Below are 17,655 nucleotides of genomic sequence, written 5' to 3'. Positions count from 1 at the left end.
AGATAGAGGGTATTTTATTTGTTTACGTGAAATATACTGCATTTTTAATAATAATTACGTGCATTAGTTAAAAGAAACGTTCTACTATACTTTGAGCTGCAGTTCCGTTCTCATATGAACAAAATCTTTCGTGAAATTGCTCGTATTTCATTTTGTATTCTTGTTGAATTTGTTCAATATTTTTAATTGCGTGTATTAATGTTTCATTTGTTTTTATAAGCGGACCTGGTGCTTCATTTTCAAAGTCAAAATAAAATCCACGCAAACTGTTTTTATAGTGTTCTAAATCGTAAGTGAAAAATAGCATAGGTTTTCTAGTATTAGCAAAATCAAACATTACAGAAGAGTAATCCGTGATACAAATGTCCGTAATTAAGAATAAATCACTGATATCGTTATATTTACTGCCGTTAATTACAAAATTGTCTAAGCTACTATCTAATTTTAATGCATTACTAATAATTATATGTGGCCTTAGAATTAAAATATAGTCTTCACTAAGTTGTTCTTGCATCTTTTGTAAATCAATTTGTAAGTTGATGATATGCTTTTTAGCTTTATTAATTTCATCATCACGGAAAGTTGGTGCGTATAGGATGATTTTACGATCATCTTGAATACCCAAACGTTGTTTGATTTTTTCTTTTTTATTATTAATATAAGCTACATCGTTATTGTAGAATATATCATTGCGTGGATAGCCAACTTCTAATATATCTTTATGAAATTCAAAGGCTGATCTAAAACATTCAGATGCATATGGACTTGGTGAAACGAGATAATCCCAATATTGAATTGCTCCGTTAACACGTTTTTTATAGTTCGCATCTCTACCCTCAAAGCTTTCAACATCATTTAGCATTTTTTTCAAAGGCGTACCATGCCATGTCTGAATGTAGATTGTATCCTTAGGTTTTGAAATATAGTGTGGGAAGTTTTGGTTATTTATCCAATATTTTGCACGTGATAAATAATGGTAATACTCCGGTGACAATCGTTTTACTGTTATGACGTTAGGATCATTAAAAGGGAATTGTTGATTACTTACCCATACAATTTGGTAATGGTCAGTATATGCTTTTAATTTGTCATAGATAACTTTTGGACTGTCACTGACAGCTTTGCCTACATTACTTTCAAATACAACTAAATCTTTTTTGACTGGTACAAGCTTAGAAATAGCGGAGTTATATTTATCCATTACATTAAAGTATTGTTTACTTTTTCTAAAACGTTTGAATAAATGTTGTGACAATATATCATATTTAAATTTGCTTTTTAATTGGTTAGTTGTTTTGTGATTTAAGACTGCTTCGAAAATTCTTTCGCTATTGTGTTGATCATGATATTTAACGAAACGATTTGCTTTTATTTCGACTGCTTTATCGATTTGATAATGATTGCTAATCATTTTATTTAGCAATGATTCTAAATCATGTTGATTATTAACGATTGTACCAGGTAATTCATTTTCTATATCAAGGTGTGAAGGTTCATTACCTAAAAATGCGTGTTTATCAAATTGATAATAAATCACAGGTTTGTTTAAAAAGCTGAAATCAAATGCAACACTTGAATAGTCAGTAATCATTAATTTACTTTCTTGGATTAGTTTCTGTACGTTAACATCACCTTGTTTAATACTTGTAATATAATTTGGCACATTAAATAATTCAATGAAAGGCTGCATATTAGGATGTAAACAGAAAATGACTTCATTGCCTTTGTTAGCAATAGATTTAATACTAGGACTATTCAATAATTGGTTGATATTTTCTAGATATTCAGAATCCTCTAGTCGCTCCCAATTGATTAACCAGTCTCTCCATGTTGGAATAATTAAAATTTGGTCTTTGGTATTAACTTTCGGATTAAAAAGTTCGTCAAATCGTGCTAAGCCTGTCACTACAACTTGTTTACTATCAAACTTCAAATCTCTTACTACGATTTCTTTCTCTCTTTCAGAACTTGTAATAAAAAGGTCAACATTGAAATCTTTCAGTTGATTACCATTAATATTTGATAAATTTTTAACCCCTAAGACACCATGTTGTAAAAAGACTCTAGTTGCTTTAATCTTTTTTGTGTAAATGGCGCTATTAGTAGGGAATATTAATTCGGGATGATGTGTTGTACAAATATAATCAGCATGTAACATAATGTTGAAATGCTCTGGCGATTTATAGTAAATAACATTACCAAAAGGAAGCACATTTTTAGCTTCGATAGAGTCTTTTTCAATTATGTAAAAGACAGGTAATTCAGGATGGTATGTACGCATATATTTAAAGAAGTGATAACCATTATCTTGAGCTTTATACGATTTTTCACCAATTACCCAAACCTTTTGATTTTGCTTTTTGAAGGGTAATTTCATATTTGGCATTTTTAAATTTTGTATATAAGTTAAATAACTATCGATTGTATATCTATTGACTCTAAATGAAAGGTTGCGACCTTTCATAGTTAAATAAGGCGTAATAGAGATGATTTCATCTTTGAATTCAGTAATGATTTCCCCTTTAAGAAAGCGCTCTGCTAATATTCTAGGATTTCCTAACTTAACTTCAATAGGTAATTTTGATTCTTGAATCTCAATTTCTAAGTAGATATCAATGATATCACCGTTTTCAAATGGATATTTCATGAAATCAATGAGTTCGTGATAAATATCTAATGAAAAATTTATGTAAGTTGTCTGCTTTCTTTTAGTAACTGATTTTGATGGGAATGTAATCGTTTTTTTTCGAGTGGTTATGAAGATGATTCGATTAAAGGTAAGTGGGTAAAAAATGTGAATAAATATTTGGAAAACAACGATGATATTGACTTAGTAGTTTCACATGCTACTTCCGCTGCAAGTGATAGTAAGTGGGTGCAAGATCAAATGGTAAATCAACTCAATATTGTAAAAAATGATTATGGTATTGACGTTTTAGCAATTAGAGATATACCAACATATAATTTTAACGTTGCTGAGGAATTTGATAAGTATGGTGAGAAAAAAATAATTAATAAAATGAATAATTATCATAGTCAACAAGATCAATCGTATTGGAAGAAGTTTATACAAAACAATAATAATATGTATACATTTGACCCAACTGAATATTTCAAAGAAGATAACCAATATAAACCGGTTATTGGTAATGTTGCAATTTATAGAGATATGGATCATATGACAAATACTTATTCAGAATCGTTTGGGGATATGCTGGCAGAAAAATTGAAATATGCAATCGAAAATAAAGATGACAATAAAGATAAAAACTTAAATGAAATATAGCGATTAGTATTTCTTTTTTAGTTCAATAAGTATGATTATGTTGTTTAATATAAGTAATGGGAAAGGGGAATTATTTATGAAGTTTGTAAAAGGAATTATTGGTTTCATTTGTATTAATTTATCGATTTTGGGAGTAATAAACATTTTAAAGCGGTATAAAAAAGATTCTATTACAGTAGATGAGGATACATCAGACAAAGCATATGCGTTGATTATTAACAATATTGACTAAATCATTCAATGATAACTGAGAGTGAATAGATATGAATATTTGATTATCAAAGAATAACTAATAAATTGATGTTACTAACAAATTAGGGGAAGTAATTGAAATAAATACAAAAAGTATTTATTTTGAATACTTGCCCTTTTTTTAATCATTTACTTAATAAAAAGATTTAGAAATATAGCTTTATATGCTTAAAATTGGGATAATTCACCACGAATTGTGCCATTTTTTGTATTTTAAGGAAAACAAGATTCAAAATGACTCAATTTGAATTAAAAATTTGGGATGTTTATGGCATTGGGAACCAAATGTTTTCATTATATTATTTTACACCCTAAATGTTAATATATTTTGTATAAAAGTTAACAAAAGGGTGTTGCATTTGGAAATTTTAGAAAAAATAGAAAATCACGCTAAGAAACAACCGCATCAAGTTGCTTTGCGCTTTGATGAACAAGCATTAACATATGATGAATTAATTAAAGAATTAAATAACAAAAGTGACTTATTTTCTAATATACCTAAACATAGCATTGTAGGATTGGTCACACGACATCCGCAGAAGGCAATGATTATTTATTTAGCATTATTAAAAAGTGAGTGTGTACCATGTATTTTTGATGATAGATGGTCGAACGCGCAAACCTTCAATTTAGTCGAAAAATACGGTGTTCAATATCTTATGGAAGAAGAGGATTTACGTATACATAATGTGACCAAAAAAGATAATTTCAAGGACGATGACGATTTGTTACATATCGCTTTTACATCTGGAACGACAGGCTTACCTAAAGCATATTATAGGGGAGCGTTATCTTGGATTAAGTCTTTTTCCAAAAATGATCAATTATTTGGCAGAATGATAAATACAGTTGTTGCTCCGGGTCCGTTGTCGCATTCTTTATCGTTATATGCATGTATTTATGCATTATATACAGGTAGAACATTTATTGGACAGCGATATTTTGAAGCCAAGCGTTTAATGCAGACAATCCAACACCAAAAAGTAAACACAGCGTGTTTTATGGTGCCAACAATGATACAAGCTTGCGTTGCAACTCAAATTTTAATAGAAGGAAAACATTATATTTTAAGTACTGGGGATAAACTTGGCTTACATATTCGTCAACGTATTCAACAATGTTTCCCTAAAAGTGATCTAATTGAGTTCTTTGGGACATCAGAAGCTAGCTTTATTAGTTATAACTTCAATAATAGTGCACCACCAGAATCTGTTGGCAAATTGTTTCACAACGTGCACGTGAATATTGAACAGCCTGACGTATCAGGTATAGGCCTACTAAAGATAAGAAGTGATATGTCATTTGGTGGTTATGTTGATGAAGATGTCAGCGATGATAGTTGGATTGAAACAGGAGATTTTGCATCATGTGACGCGCATGCACATTTATTTTTACATGGTAGAAAGCATGATCGTATGATTATTGGTGGACGTAATGTTTATCCGTTTGAAATTGAACAGCATGCAAAATCCATTAATTTATTCAAAGAAGTAGTTGTTATCAGTGAAAAACATTCTAAATTTGGAGAAATTGCCGTATTACTATATACCGGTGATCATACAGTTCGTTATAACGATTTTAGAAAAATTATGAAACATCATGTAGCGCGTTACCAAATACCATCGAAACTAGTTAAAGTAAAGCAAATGGTCTATACCTCAAGTGGAAAGATTGCGCGCGAACGTATGAAACAATGCTATTTAAAAGGAGAATTATAAATGAATGAAGCGGTAATTATAGCAGCGAAACGTACAGCATTTGGGAAGTATGGTGGGAAATTGAGACATTTAGAACCTGAATTATTATTACAGCCACTATTCAATTATTTGAAAAATAACTTTCCTGCAATTGTTAATAATATAGATGACGTGATTTTAGGTAATGTTATCGGAAATGGAGGTAATATTGCGCGAAAGGCACTTTTAGAAGCTGGATTAAATCAACAAGTGCCAGGTGTGACGGTTGATCGCCAATGTGGTTCGGGATTAGAGGCTGTAAATCAAGCCTGTCGCATGATACAAGCAGGTGCAGGGTCAATATACATTGCAGGTGGCGTGGAAAGTACAAGCAGAGCACCCTGGAAGATTAAGCGGCCACAATCTGTATATGACACACATTTACCAGAATTTTATGAAAGAGCATCATTTGCACCTCAAGGCCAAGATCCATCTATGATACAAGCAGCTGAAAATGTTGCAGAAAGATATGGTATATCAAGATTTGAACAAGATGAATTCGCATGGCACAGTCATCAAAAAACGCTTGATGCATATAACCATCGTAAGATTACTCAAGAGATAACACCACTGATGATTAAAGGAGAAACATTTCAACAAGATGAAAGTATTAAACCTAAATTAACGCAACAAACGTTAAATCGATTAAAGCCATTATTACCAAACGGGAGCATTACTGCTGGCAATTGTTGTATGAAAAATGACGGTGCCGTACTACTACTTGTCATGGAAAAAACACTTGCTAAAGCATATGGCATACACAGTGGATTATCATTCATTGACCAAGTAACTATAGGTGTAGACCCAAATATACTTGGTATTGGTCCTGTGCCTGCTATAGAAAAACTATTAGCAAAACAGCAATTGTCTTTAAATGATATCGATGCTATAGAATTAAATGAAGCTTTTGCATCACAAGTGTTAGCAAGCCAACAAGCTTTAAACGTACCAGCTGAAAAATTAAATATTTATGGTGGCGCGATAGCTACTGGACATCCTTATGGCGCAAGTGGTGCTGCACTTGTTACACGGCTATTCTATATGGAACATAAACATAGGACAATTGCAACTATGGGTATTGGAGGAGGTATGGGCAATGCCACATTATTTGAAAGATGGTCATGAACAACGAGAAATGATATTCCAAAAAAAAGATGTAGAAGCTTATAATCAATTGTTTGCACAAACGAATAGCGTTGATGTTTCACCACTTTATTGTGCAAGCCTGTGGCCCGAATTTGAATTGTTCAAACCGTTTATTTCTAGTAAGTTACTATTAAAATCAACAGAAATTGAACAATATCATCCCTTAGCAATTGATGTCATATATCAAGTACAATTAACATTAATCGAACAAAAAAGGATTCGTCAATTTATCAAATATGGCTTTGAAATGAAAATAAATAAAAATCTGACTAAATGTATATATATTAAGCAAACGTTTTTAGAGAAGGTGAAAAATGATACAGATATTACCTAACGATGTAGAACGATATTTGAGACTTGTCAAAGATGAGAATCCTTTGCATCAACATATTGTACCAGGACAAATGATTGTACAAATTGCATTGATATACAATGAATTGAATTGGAAAAATTATAAAATTAATTATGTTGAACCAGTTGATACATATGAATTTCTTCATTTTGATTTTGAAAGCAATAATAAATTAATTGTGAAAAATAATTGTGATAAAGTTAAAGTTACTATTTTGAAAAATAAATAAGTAATCATTGAAAATTGTCCTTAACTAGATAACAAACTTAAAAATAAAATGAATTTTTCCATATTTAAAAACAACTACAATTTTTGTATAAAAATTAAAAAATAGAATTTAAAAAATTTGAACCAGTTTGACATACACTCCGAACTCAGTATAATAAGTAAACATGTTAAGGGAGTGACTTAAATCGTGGATTATGAACAAGATTTTGATAAAAGTAATATTAATAAGGTGAATCCTAGAACTGCGAAAAAAACTGTATTTGCAACCGGTATTGGTAATGCGATGGAATGGTTCGATTTCGGGTTATATTCTTACCTAGCAGTTATATTGGGGCAAAACTTTTTTAGTTCGGTAGAAAATGACCAGTTAAAAACGATATTTACATTTGCCACATTTGCAATTGCATTTTTATTAAGACCAGTAGGTGGCATTATTTTTGGTATTATTGGTGATAAATTTGGTAGGAAAGTCGTTTTAACGACAACCATTATCATGATGGCATTTTCAACTTTGTTAATTGGTTTATTACCTACATATGATCAAATAGGTGTATGGGCGCCAATTTTACTATTATTAGGTAGAGTGCTTCAAGGGTTTTCAACTGGTGGAGAGTATGCAGGTGCGATGGTTTATGTTGCTGAATCCTCACCAGATAAATCTAGAAATGGTCTAGGTTCAGGTTTGGAAATTGGTACATTATCAGGTTATATCGCCGCATCAGTAATCAGTGGCTTACTATTTTTCTTTTTAAATGAGGAACAAATGGCTACATGGGGATGGAGAATACCATTTATTTTGGGTCTATTTTTAGGTATATTTGGTTTTTATTTAAGAAGAAAATTAGAGGAATCTCCAGTATTTGAAAATGAAATAGCTACACAACCTAAACGAGATAACATCGGATTTTTCACAATTGTTCGATATTACTACAAAGATATTATTGTATGTTTTGTAGCTGTAGCATTCTTTAATTGTACTAATTATATGGTAACTTCATATATGCCATCTTATTTACAACAAATAATTAAATTAGATAGCACAACGGTTTCTGTACTTATCACGGTTGTCATGGCAGTAATGATTCCATTGGCATTAATGTTTGGTAGAGTTGCAGATCGCATCGGAGAGAAAAAAGTCTTTTTAATCGGGCTATGTGGCACAGCTATCTTTAGTACTGTGGCATTTGCGTTATTCCAATCAGGTTCGTTGGTTTTAATAATTGTAGGTATATTTACGTTAGGATTTTTCTTGTCTACTTATGAAGCAACGATGCCAGGTTCATTACCAACGATGTTTTATACGCATATCCGTTATCGAACATTGGCGGTAACATTTAATGTGTCAGTCTCATTATTTGGTGGAACAACACCGTTAATTGCTTCTTCATTGGTTGCGAAAACAGGCGATCCACTTTCACCAGCTTATTACTTAGCGGCAATGAGTGTTATAGGGATTATCGTTATTTCATTGTTACATGTCAGCACAGCAGGTAAATCGCTTAAAGGTTCATATCCAAATGTTCAAAGTGATGAAGAATATGAATATTATACGAAAAATCCTGAGAAAGCTTTATGGTGGGCAGACGATAAACGCGTATAAGCCGAATGACATTACAAACGACTATTAAGAAAATAGTATGCTAGCTATCGATACTAAAACGGAATAGTAGAAATTTAAAAATAGGTTATTCATTTCCTTTTAGAGTTAGGAAGTGAGTACCTATTTTTTTAGTGAATTTCACTATTATTGCAAGAAAGAATAGATTTTTTGCAATAATCTAGATATTTATATTTTAGTGTATTGCCTCATTTTGGTAGTAGAATAACATAGGATAGCAATGGTTATATCATTTATTTATGTTATGTTTAAGAAGGAAAAGGACATACATAGTTTGGAGGAAAAATGATGACAGTAGAACAATATTGGGAGAATTTTGTACAATTATTTCCATCTTATAAGGGCAAAACATATGAAGCATGGTCATTTGGTGTAGATGAGGATACATTAGCAGAATTAGTAAAACAAGGTGAAAAAACGGCTACGACAAGTGGTTACGAAACTTATCAAGTTGATGGTGAACCACTACCTCAAGTGGGAGATGTGAGCGTGATTTTAAATAAAAAAGGGGAACCACAATGTGTGATTGAAACAACACATGTATATCAAACAACTTTTAATGCTGTCTCTGACCATCACGCTTATTTAGAAGGTGAAGGCGATAAGTCACTAGCTTACTGGCGTAAAGCACATATTGATTTCTTTGAACCTTACTATGCATCTCTAGGATTGGCATTTAACGAATCTACTATTGTAGTGTGTGAGGAATTTAAAGTTTTATATAAATAAGTAAAGTGGTACATAAGTTAGGATCGCTTCGAGTGTGCTCTCCAAGCAAACAAAGGGGACAATCTTTGCCTAACTATGTACCACTTAGGGTGAGTGTTTATAAGGGATGTGTTATACCATGTATATATAATGGGACAGTTACATATACATGGCGCATATTTCTAAAGGGGAATTCTTTGTTCTGTTTCTTCTAATTTTAGTCTTGGAACTTACGCTTCTGTTTTTTCATCGATGTATTGAAGTGTAGCTAATAACTTACATTTAAGTTATCAACATCACTTTCAAGTAGAGAGAGTAACGTATATAATTCATTCTTGCTGAAATTTTCATCGCATTTAACAGAAATCGTTTTGAACGTCTTGGTGATAATTTCATAGATAGGGTTACCATTCTCAAAAGATTGTTCGTAGATAATCATGATGTCATACCTCCTTGTCTCTCTACACTTATTATAATAATAGATATGTATGCGAAATACATGAGTCTACAGTATCAACTTTTTATCAGTCGAACGTCGTATAATCATAAAATACTTTATTTCAATTTTTGTTGTATTAATACTATCACTTAAATGCTTATACTATTAAAAAACAAAAATAATATATTGTTTATTTGGTTTATATTTGCACTTTTTGAAACATTTATGTAACATTGTAATCGAATCGTAATGCGATTCCAAAATTTTAAATGGAGTGATACAGAATGAATAAGATTGCAAAGACTTTTGTAGCTGGAAGCATTGTATTTGGAACTACATTAGGCATAAGCGTTTCTGATGAAGGCGTATCACATAGCGAAGCACAAGCAGCAACAACACCTTATTATCAATATGAAGGAAATGCTGGTAACGACCCTAGCTTTTTATTAAATGAACAATTTAAAAATGGAATCAAATATGGCAAGGTTACTTTTAATGGCGTGAATGTAAGTGCAAGAACAGTAGAGGGTGGCAAGACAACTCAGAAATATGACCAAACTTTCTCAGACTATTCAAAAGATGATAATATAGCAAGTAACGTTAATTTTTCTATAAAAGGGAACTTAACTTATGAGCAAGTCAAAGATGCTTATGGAAAAGATTTAAGTAAGATTAAAACACCAGATAAACAACCTAAAGGTACAGGTGTATACGCATATCAATCTCAAAATAATGGGCCAACCGTTTTCTTTGAAATGAAAGATGGTCAAGTCAATGAAGTGAATATTGGGTATGGCGGATACGGTGGTTAAATAAAAACATAAATGAGTAAATCAACTTAAAAAAGGCGCACGTTCATCATCAGAAATGGACGTGCGCTTAGTTTATATTTGATTAAACTTCTGTAACTTCGACATCAATGTGTTCTATACGATTATAGGCACCGTGGTCAACAGGACCGACGAAGTCGTTCATTTTCCAACCGTTTTTAATTGCAGATGCAACAAATGCTTTAGCAGCGATGACGGCTTCTTTTGGAGATTTGCCTTTTGCTAAATATGCAGTAGTTGCTGCGGCAAATGTACAACCAGCGCCGTGATTATAACTTTGTTGGAACATATCAGTAGTTAGTTGATAGTAGTTTTCCCCATCATAGTATAAGTCATAAGATTTATCTTGATCTAACGCTTTACCACCTTTAATTATAACGTGTTGTGCACCTTGTTGATGAATGATATCAGCAGCTTTTTTCATATCGTCTATTGATTTTAAAGTGCCGAGGTTTGCAAGTTGACCAGCTTCGAATAAATTCGGTGTTACGACTGTAGCTTTTGGTAACAAATATTCAATCATTGCATCAGTATTGCCAGGATTTAAAACTTCATTTTCTCCTTTGCATACCATAACTGGATCTACTACAAAGTAGTTCGCACCAGATTCAACATATGCTTCGCCGGCACGTTTGATAATTTCTTGTGTCCCTAGCATGCCCGTCTTCACTGCATCCGGACCGATTGATATAGCTGTTTCTAATTGTTTTTCAAAAACATCGAATGGAATTGGCGTAACATCATGAGACCAAGATTCTTTATCCATTGTTACAATTGATGTTAATGCAACAATACCGTATGTTCCTAACTCTTGGAATGTTTTTAAATCTGCTTGCATGCCTGCGCCAGCACTTGTATCTGAACCAGCAATGGTTAAAGTTTTTTTCAATGCCATTAATTTTCACTCCTAAATATGCTTTTATATATATCATACCACGTTTGTCGACTATTCTAAATCATGACGTTTACAATGTAATAAGGTTACAATGATGAATAAATTAGTATATCCTTTTGATTCTATTACTGATACATATTAAAATGAAATAAAATATATTCATTATAATTGTGTTTATGATAAAGTGAGTACTACTAATCACACGAGCGAGCAAGTAGTGCTTTATGTTACTATATTAATCGAGGTGAGCGATATGGAATGGTCGGATGTTTTTCATAAAATTACTACAGAACATGATTTTACTGAAATGCATAATTTTTTAGAAAATGAATATACGACAAAGATAGTATATCCAGATAGGGAAAATATTTATCAGGCTTTTGATTTAACGCCTTTTGAAAAAGTGAAAGTTGTTATCTTAGGTCAAGATCCTTATCACGGACCAAATCAAGCACACGGTTTAGCATTTTCTGTGCAACCAAATGCTAAATTTCCGCCTTCATTAAGAAACATGTATAAAGAACTTGAAGACGATATCGGTTGTGTAAGAAAGTCACCACATTTACAAGATTGGGCAAGAGAAGGCGTTTTATTATTAAATACTGTTTTGACAGTCCGACAAGGAGAAGCGCATTCTCACAGAGATATAGGGTGGGAAACTTTTACGGATGAAGTCATTAAAACAGTTTCAGAAAATTTGAGTAATGTTGTGTTTATATTGTGGGGTAAGCCTGCACAACAAAAAATAAAACTGATTGACACAGCGAAACATCATATTATTAAATCACCACATCCAAGCCCATTATCTGCATATCGCGGATTTTTCGGTTCAAAACCGTATTCATTAACAAATGCATATTTACAAAAAAATGGTATTGAACCTATAAACTGGTGTGAAAGTGGGTTGTAAAATAAATGGAAAAAGAGAAAATTATTCAACTTATTGAGCAAGAATTAGTTCAAGCAGATGAAGCTAAAAATGATGCAGAATTTGAAAAGCATATCTATGCCATTCATACACTAACGTCACTCGTAAATAGTTCAAATAACAAACATCATTTTAAAGATAATACGTATTCAGTATCTGATTCATTCAAATCATCTCGAAATGTAGAACAAACTGCTGCAAGTAAGAAGCAAGGCATCTCAGCAGAAGAAATTCAAGCAATGGGCGGAAAAGTACCTGCCTCATCGACAAAATTTGCAAATGCTAATACTTCACTAAATGCTAATAAATTGGTAACAGATGATGAAATTGGTAATGGAGATTCAATATTTGATTTTTAATTCAAGAAAGAGAGGTTAATTTTTATGAAATTATTTATTATTCTCGGTGCTTTAAATGCTTTAATGGCTGTTGGTACTGGTGCATTTGGCGCGCATGGTTTGGAAGGTAAGTTATCGGATAAATATTTATCCGTATGGGAAAAAGCAACTACTTATCAAATGTATCACGGCCTTGGTTTACTATTAATTGGAATTATAAGTGGTACAACGTCAATTAATGTGAATTGGGCAGGATGGCTATTATTCTTAGGTATTGTATTTTTCAGTGGTTCGCTATATATTTTAGCATTAACTCAAATTCGTATACTTGGAGCAATTACACCAATTGGAGGTATTTTATTTATTATAGGTTGGTTAATGTTAGTGATTGGTACGATTAAATTATAAATTTATAATTGTTATAGAATTCATCTTAGGGGTATAATACATCCCATGAGGTGAATTTTATTTATGGGAAAAAATGATAGGAAAGTAGATAGAGGAGATTTAAAACAAAACTTATCTGAGAAATTTGTTTGGGCAATTGCCTATGGTTCATGTATCGGCTGGGGTGCATTTATTTTACCTGGTGATTGGATTGGTCAATCTGGACCTATTCCAGCAGCTATAGGTATTGTCATTGGCGCATTATTAATGATTTTAATTGCGGTAAGCTACGGCGCACTTGTTGAACGCTTCCCAGTTTCTGGTGGGGCTTTTGCGTTTAGCTTTTTAGGTTTTGGTAGATACGTAAGTTTTTTCTCATCTTGGTTTTTAACTTTTGGTTATATTTGTGTAGTAGCCTTAAATGCAACTGCATTCAGTTTATTAATTAAATTTTTATTACCTGATGTTTTAGAAACAGGTAAATTATATACCATCGCAGGATGGGATGTTTATATTACCGAAATATTAATTGCATCATTGTTATTGATTGTATTTATGTTTATTGCGATTAAGGGCACGAGTGTTTCAGGCTCACTACAATTTTATTTCTGTGTGGCAATGGTCATTACAATCTTATTGCTATTTTTCGGCTCGTTCTTTGGTAATAATTTTTCATTGGAAAATTTACAACCATTAGCGAACAAAGAAAAAGGCTGGCTTACATCAATTGTAATGATAGTTGCAGTAGCACCGTGGGCTTATGTAGGTTTTGATAATATCCCACAAACTGCCGAAGAATTTGATTTTTCTCCAAATAAAACGTTTAAACTGATTGTGTATAGTTTGTTAGCAGCAGCATTCACATATGTGTTAATGATTTTATATACAGGCTGGCTAAGTAGCTCAGAAACGAGTTTGAACGGGCAATTATGGTTAACAGGTGCCGTCACGAGTGGTGCATTCGGCTATATAGGTTTAGCAATTTTAGCGATTGCTATTATCATGGGTATTTTTACTGGTTTAAATGGATTTTTAATGAGTTCAAGTCGTCTATTATTCTCAATGGGACGTTCAGGTATTATGCCTTCAGTATTTAGTAAACTGCATAATAAATATAAAACACCATATGTCGCAATCATATTCCTTGTAGCTATCACATTGATTGCACCTTGGTTAGGTCGTACAGCATTGACATGGATCGTTGATATGTCATCTACAGGTGTTTCAATCGCTTACTTTATTACATGTTTATCAGCAGCGCGTTTATTTAGCTATGACAAAACAAGTAACACTTATGGTCCGGTATATAAGACATTTGCGATTATAGGTACAGTAGTATCATTTGTTTTCTTATTACTATTATTAATTCCTGTTTCACCAGCTGGACTATCAATGCCATCTTATATTGCATTATTTGGTTGGTTAATTATAGGATTAATCTTTTTCGTAATTCGTTATCCTAAATTAAAACAAATGGATAATGATAAACTAAGTAAATTGATATTAAATCGTTCTGAAGATGAAGTAGTGAATCTGATTAATGAGAATAAAGTGACGAACCAAACACATAAATAGAAGTTAATCATTGATTATTTATGAAATAAGCATATAAATTATTGGAAACGGATTTTCTGAAAAATTTTGAATATGAAACGACTCCTATCAATAGCAGTGGACTTTAAGTTCATATTGATAGGAGTTTTTAAAATCAAATAATGATATTTAATACAAAAAATCTGAGGACTTTAAAGATCCTCAGATTTTTTATGTTCAATGCTCATATGTGTTTTTTGCTAAATTTTGTGCCAGAAACGATGAGTTTAGATATTTGATCAGCAAATAATAAGCCTAAAGCGATTGCGCCGGCAATTAGCGTTACTTCTAGCATCGTGTTAATAGCTTTACTAAAGTCTAACAAAATAAGATTTTTAGTAGCGTCAAAGGCTAATCCTCCAGGCACCAATGGTATAATACCTGGTACCATAAATAGAATCACTGGTTCTTTTTTATAGCGAGCCATTACATGACTAAGTAAACCCAATGCTAGACTTCCAAAGAAGCTTGAATAAATTGTATGAAGTTCGAGACCATCATAAAACAATGTATAAACCATCCAACCACATGCACCAACAATTCCAACAGCATTATATAAATATTTTGGAACATCAAATATAATACCGAAGAAGAGTGAAGCGGTATAACTAAATATTAAATTTAAAATCCAAAACATAAGCATTGCTCCTAAGAAATAATAAGTATTGTACCGACACCTGCACCAATACCAAAGGCAGTTACTAGGGCTTCTAATGATTTAGTAGTAAACATTAACATATGCCCGCTAAATAAATCTTGAATTGCATTTGTAATTAAAACACCAGGTACGATTGGCATCACAGCTGATATAATAATTGTTGAAATAGAGCCACCTTGTATGATGGCATTTCCAAACACTGCCACTGCTCCAATAACGAGAGCCCCCATAAATTCTGGAATGAATTTAGTGTGTAAATTTCTATTCAAAAGTTCTACAACTAGATACCCTAAAGCACCTGCAACGAGTGCAGTGAATACATCCACTAAATAACCACCTTGTAAATATAGAAAACTGATTGAGATAATCGCAGCGGCAATAAATTTAAAAAATAAATCATGATTAATGCTTTGTTCATGATATATTTTTTGTAATTCTTGATATGCATCTTCAACTGATAGCGTCCCCTCGGAAAGTTGTCTAGAAACGCGATTGGTTCTTGATATACGATGTAGATTGGTGTCTCTAGTTCGTATTCTATAAATTCTTGGATAAGATTCATTATGTAACATAAAATTAATGACTGTATTTGTAACAAAACTATTACTTTCTGTATAACCTAACGTGAAAGCAATACGCGTCATTGTATCTTCTACACGCGAACCTTCTGCCCCAGACTCAAGTAAGATTCTGCCAGCGAGGATTATGACATCTTTTGCTATTTTTTCTTCATAATTTTCTGAGTATTGAACATTTCTTGTCATTTAATCACCAATTATATTTTATTTAACTAAACTATTCGTAACTGTATTTTCATGGGATATATAAGTAAGTTAATATTTTTTATTGTAACACTTTATTCAAATGATATGTTGGGTAAAAAGACACATATTGTGTTTTAAAAAAATGAGTTTTATACAACTTTAGCAATGCAAATATGTTTCAAATAGGTTAAAATAGTATTAGTTGACTGTTACAAAATATTGAGTAGCGACAATATTTAACAGTTGACCCTTAAAATTAAGTAGTGATTAAAGTTCTCCCAAACACACTACATTCAGACAGGCACACTTGTTTTATTTCAAGTGTGCCTTTTTTTAGTCGCTCTACTTTCTACGAAGTAGAAAGTTAGAGCGACTTATGCATGCGAACCGCCGAATCAAACGAAGTAGAAAGCAAGAGCGACTAATACATGTAACTTATGACAATAGCTATCTTTTGAGATTTAGTAGTCAAATTCAAACATAGGTATTGAATGATTTATTGTGATTGTACCTAAAAGTGCAAAATATAAATGGCAGTGCGTCTAAAATATATACGCTTGAGACGTAATTGTAGTTATATATGAATGCAAAAAATTGATATATAAAAGCCCCTCCATTATTAAATGAAGGGGTTGATCATAGTTTATAAAAAGTAAAATTATACTCTAAAACAAGAAAGATTGTAATTTGTATTAAAAATAACATTAGTTAAAATATAGTGATAAATTATATTTCAAAAAGCGTTGGTAAACTATCTTTGGTGATAATGTTACCCACATAGAAACTGCCGAAATCACCGTAACGTGCCGTCGTTTCGTCAAATCTCATTTCAGAAACAATTTTTTTAAATTGAAGTGGGTCATCTGCAAATAGCGTGACACCCCATTCGAAATCATCAAAGCCCATAGAGCCTGTGATAAATTGTTTGATTTTACCAGCATATTGACGACCGATTTTACCGTGATTGTACATTAGTTCTTGTCTTTCTTCTAATGGCAACATATACCAGTTATAAGTTTCATTACGACGTTTGTCCATAGGATAGAAACAAATATATTCGGATTGTGGTAATTCTGGATATAATCTTGGTTTGATATGTGGATTTTCGTATGGATCTTCGTCAGATTTTCCTGCTAAATAATTGCCGAGTTCAATAATCGAAACATATGAGTATGTCGGAATTAAAAAGTCAGTGATTTTCAATTTGTTAAATTCATTTTCAAAAGCATTTAAATCTTTTAATTCAGGACGTAAAGCCCATAAAAGAATATCTGCTTTTTGACCAGTAATATTATAAAATGCGTGATCGCCGACATGGTTCGTACGTGCTTCTTTGTGTTTATCTAAAAATGATTGCAACTCTTCAACTAACGTTTGACGTTCATTTTCTGGGACTAGACGTAAACTAGCCCAATCTATAGCATATAATAAATGTAAACTATACCAACCATCTAAAGTTTCTGGCGCTTGTGGCATATTGAATCGCTCCTTTATAAA

The 17,655-nt window shown here is 32.2% G+C and carries 18 protein-coding genes and 1 pseudogene; 13 read left to right on the top strand and 6 right to left on the bottom strand.

The features are described 5' to 3' along the window. Window positions 1-67 precede the first annotated feature (67 nt). Window positions 68-2,755, bottom strand: a pseudogene (locus tag HMPREF2586_RS08020) (CDP-glycerol glycerophosphotransferase family protein); the annotation flags it as partial. A gap of 39 nt (window positions 2,756-2,794) precedes the next feature. Here HMPREF2586_RS08020 and HMPREF2586_RS08015 point away from each other — a divergent pair. From HMPREF2586_RS08015 to HMPREF2586_RS07985, 8 genes are all read left to right on the top strand, one after another. Then, window positions 2,795-3,286 (top strand): SGNH hydrolase domain-containing protein, encoded by a 492-nt coding sequence (locus HMPREF2586_RS08015; RefSeq protein ID WP_070812710.1) that lies wholly within the window; start codon window positions 2,795-2,797, stop codon window positions 3,284-3,286. A 76-nt stretch (window positions 3,287-3,362) separates the two neighbouring features. Beyond that, complete coding sequence (locus tag HMPREF2586_RS12885; RefSeq protein ID WP_157948047.1) at window positions 3,363-3,518, top strand: hypothetical protein; 156 nt, start codon at window positions 3,363-3,365, stop codon at window positions 3,516-3,518. Between the two features lie 370 nt (window positions 3,519-3,888). Then, window positions 3,889-5,256 (top strand): AMP-binding protein, encoded by a 1,368-nt coding sequence (locus HMPREF2586_RS08010; RefSeq protein WP_233422154.1) that lies wholly within the window; start codon window positions 3,889-3,891, stop codon window positions 5,254-5,256. Continuing rightward, window positions 5,257-6,399 (top strand): thiolase family protein, encoded by a 1,143-nt coding sequence (locus tag HMPREF2586_RS08005; protein WP_046207263.1) that lies wholly within the window; start codon window positions 5,257-5,259, stop codon window positions 6,397-6,399. It begins immediately after the preceding gene. Continuing rightward, entirely contained in the window at window positions 6,371-6,754 is a 384-nt protein-coding gene (locus HMPREF2586_RS08000) for a hypothetical protein (RefSeq protein ID WP_070657560.1), read from the top strand. Before HMPREF2586_RS08005 ends, HMPREF2586_RS08000 begins: the two co-directional genes overlap by 29 nt. Then, window positions 6,735-7,001 (top strand): hypothetical protein, encoded by a 267-nt coding sequence (locus tag HMPREF2586_RS07995; protein WP_070657562.1) that lies wholly within the window; start codon window positions 6,735-6,737, stop codon window positions 6,999-7,001. Before HMPREF2586_RS08000 ends, HMPREF2586_RS07995 begins: the two co-directional genes overlap by 20 nt. A gap of 186 nt (window positions 7,002-7,187) precedes the next feature. Next, window positions 7,188-8,600: an MFS transporter gene (locus HMPREF2586_RS07990; RefSeq protein WP_064209596.1), complete on the top strand. Its 1,413-nt coding sequence runs from the start codon at window positions 7,188-7,190 to the stop codon at window positions 8,598-8,600. A 306-nt stretch (window positions 8,601-8,906) separates the two neighbouring features. Next, window positions 8,907-9,347, top strand: coding sequence for an ASCH domain-containing protein (locus HMPREF2586_RS07985; protein ID WP_070657564.1), 441 nt, complete (start codon window positions 8,907-8,909; stop codon window positions 9,345-9,347). A 247-nt stretch (window positions 9,348-9,594) separates the two neighbouring features. Here the strand turns inward: HMPREF2586_RS07985 and vraX are convergent, their stop codons facing one another. Then, window positions 9,595-9,765, bottom strand: coding sequence for a C1q-binding complement inhibitor VraX (vraX, locus tag HMPREF2586_RS12880; protein WP_019468209.1), 171 nt, complete (start codon window positions 9,763-9,765; stop codon window positions 9,595-9,597). A gap of 284 nt (window positions 9,766-10,049) precedes the next feature. On the opposite strand from vraX, the gene HMPREF2586_RS07980 reads away from it, so the two are divergent. Then, window positions 10,050-10,577 carry an immunodominant staphylococcal antigen IsaB family protein gene (locus HMPREF2586_RS07980; protein ID WP_019468208.1) on the top strand — a complete coding sequence of 176 codons (528 nt, stop codon included), beginning with the start codon at window positions 10,050-10,052 and terminating at the stop codon, window positions 10,575-10,577. Window positions 10,578-10,659: 82 nt separating this feature from the next. Here HMPREF2586_RS07980 and thiD read toward each other — a convergent pair whose 3' ends face one another. Continuing rightward, window positions 10,660-11,490: a bifunctional hydroxymethylpyrimidine kinase/phosphomethylpyrimidine kinase gene (thiD, locus tag HMPREF2586_RS07975; RefSeq protein ID WP_046207268.1), complete on the bottom strand. Its 831-nt coding sequence runs from the start codon at window positions 11,488-11,490 to the stop codon at window positions 10,660-10,662. Window positions 11,491-11,734: 244 nt separating this feature from the next. On the opposite strand from thiD, the gene HMPREF2586_RS07970 reads away from it, so the two are divergent. From HMPREF2586_RS07970 to HMPREF2586_RS07955, 4 genes are all read left to right on the top strand, one after another. Beyond that, a complete protein-coding gene (locus HMPREF2586_RS07970) occupies window positions 11,735-12,400 on the top strand; it encodes a uracil-DNA glycosylase (protein ID WP_256277550.1) in 666 nt (221 codons plus the stop codon). Window positions 12,401-12,405: 5 nt separating this feature from the next. Then, the gene (locus tag HMPREF2586_RS07965; RefSeq protein WP_064209593.1) at window positions 12,406-12,777 is read left to right on the top strand and encodes a DUF5327 family protein; all 372 of its coding nucleotides are present in this window, start codon (window positions 12,406-12,408) and stop codon (window positions 12,775-12,777) included. A gap of 24 nt (window positions 12,778-12,801) precedes the next feature. Further along, window positions 12,802-13,164, top strand: coding sequence for a DUF423 domain-containing protein (locus HMPREF2586_RS07960; protein ID WP_046207271.1), 363 nt, complete (start codon window positions 12,802-12,804; stop codon window positions 13,162-13,164). 63 nt (window positions 13,165-13,227) lie between these two features. Next, on the top strand, window positions 13,228-14,718 hold the full coding sequence (locus tag HMPREF2586_RS07955; RefSeq protein ID WP_064209592.1) for an APC family permease: 1,491 nt from the start codon (window positions 13,228-13,230) through the stop codon (window positions 14,716-14,718). 202 nt (window positions 14,719-14,920) lie between these two features. Here HMPREF2586_RS07955 and HMPREF2586_RS07950 read toward each other — a convergent pair whose 3' ends face one another. The 3 genes from HMPREF2586_RS07950 to hemQ all read right to left on the bottom strand — a co-directional run bounded on the left by HMPREF2586_RS07950 (window position 14,921) and on the right by hemQ (window position 17,634). Continuing rightward, the gene (locus HMPREF2586_RS07950; protein ID WP_046207273.1) at window positions 14,921-15,373 is read right to left on the bottom strand and encodes a threonine/serine exporter family protein; all 453 of its coding nucleotides are present in this window, start codon (window positions 15,371-15,373) and stop codon (window positions 14,921-14,923) included. A gap of 11 nt (window positions 15,374-15,384) precedes the next feature. Further along, window positions 15,385-16,158, bottom strand: coding sequence for a threonine/serine exporter family protein (locus tag HMPREF2586_RS07945; RefSeq protein ID WP_046207274.1), 774 nt, complete (start codon window positions 16,156-16,158; stop codon window positions 15,385-15,387). Window positions 16,159-16,884: 726 nt separating this feature from the next. Beyond that, on the bottom strand, window positions 16,885-17,634 hold the full coding sequence (gene hemQ / locus HMPREF2586_RS07940; protein ID WP_046207275.1) for a hydrogen peroxide-dependent heme synthase: 750 nt from the start codon (window positions 17,632-17,634) through the stop codon (window positions 16,885-16,887). Window positions 17,635-17,655 lie beyond the last annotated feature (21 nt).

It is taken from the genome of Staphylococcus sp. HMSC034G07 (assembly GCF_001835975.1).
GTDB classification, from domain to species: domain Bacteria; phylum Bacillota; class Bacilli; order Staphylococcales; family Staphylococcaceae; genus Staphylococcus; species Staphylococcus ureilyticus.
The sequence above is the reverse complement of the archived record's forward strand: the minus strand, read 5'-3'. Positions and strand labels throughout refer to the sequence as shown.